This is a genomic window from Microcystis sp. LE19-10.1B, assembly GCF_027530565.1.
GTDB classification, from domain to species: Bacteria; Cyanobacteriota; Cyanobacteriia; order Cyanobacteriales; family Microcystaceae; genus Microcystis; species Microcystis aeruginosa.
In genome coordinates, this window is record NZ_JAPZQM010000436.1 from 1 (window position 1) to 1,315 (window position 1,315).

General features: G+C 39.8%; 1 protein-coding gene. It reads left to right on the top strand.

Translation table 11 applies throughout. The annotated features are described in order from the left end of the window. Nucleotides 1–162 precede the first annotated feature (162 nt). A complete protein-coding gene (locus tag O9332_RS15880; protein ID WP_223212977.1) occupies nt 163–360 on the top strand; it encodes a tetratricopeptide repeat protein in 198 nt (65 codons plus the stop codon). Nucleotides 361–1,315: the final 955 nt, after the last annotated feature.

A 1,315-nucleotide genomic window follows, 5' to 3' on the forward strand; every position in this document is an offset into this window, starting at 1 on the left:
CCTCTGCTCTTTCTTCTTCTTTAAGAGCTTTTTGTAAGTTTTTCTTTTCTTCTAAGTCTAGGAAATCTTTGGCTGGCATAAGTAGGATTTTTCTCAAGTTACTATTTCTATTTTAGGTGGTTTAAGTGCGTTTTAGCTTAGCCAATTTCAAAAAGTCTCGAAATTAACCCCCAATCTGCCGAAAATCAACTGGCTCTCGCTGTTACTCTCTACCGTCAAGGCAATACGGGGAAAGCGATCGAACTCGCTAAAAGCGCGCTTAAAATCGACCCTGAATTTTCTCAGGTTGAAACCCTGCCAAAAAATCTCTGGGGTGATAAAATCATCGCCGATGCTCGGAAACTACTCTCCCAACTGTAGGATAATTCCCTGAGACTTTTTGATACCAGAGCCGTTTTTAATAGTACGATTAACTGCCAATCTAACTTTAAAAACCCACTTCCCACTCCCCACTTCCCAATATTTTATTACCTTTTAAACAGGATTTCGTATGATTACGACGACAATCTTCTTTGCAAAATCTTGATTATTCTCCTTTCGATCGAGCTTAAAAAAATTTTTTCCCAGTCCTTGACAACTTATGTTAAGTTGATAGTGGCAGTTGCAAGAAATTAACCCCCAGTTCTCACCTAGGAATTGTTAAGATGAGGAATTTTTTCTCGTCGGTTTCTGGTGCGAAGAATGGAGTTGAAAACGATTACCTGTCCAACTCGGTCCCGGTCTCTTGGTAGAGTGACTGACGGATAAGCTCGATCTGTTTGCAGATTTAGCTAGTTTTCTCGTCGCTAGTCATTCGATGATCAATGGGGAAAGATCGAGCCTACCTAATTTTAACTATCTTCTCTCCTCCCTAATCAAACAATGCCTACCATGACCTTAGTGTTACCAATGATGTATCTACTGGTGATCTATCTCTTACTAGCGATCGCTAAAAAAGCTAAAATCAACTCCTAATCAGTGATCAGTGATCAGTTGATCAGATTTGAGTTTTAAGTGAGCAGTATTACAGCGTTTCTCAGATACATGAGGTTCGTTCTTGCAGCTGAAATAGTTGATTAGCAAGTATTAGTGTCTGTGCTTCACCTTGACGAGAAAGGCTGTAAATAGCAGTTTCCTACTGTCTTTTCACTGATTACTGCACACTGATTACTGCACACTGTTAACTGATCACTGAAACCCACATTCCGCACCCTAAAGTGTCACATTGAAAATTTTATCTAAATCGTCAAAACGATTGCCGGCTCTGAATTACAGGCTAATTTGTTTGCCCAGCAGATGCACAATTAGCCCTAAAAATCTGATAGCTCTGATACCA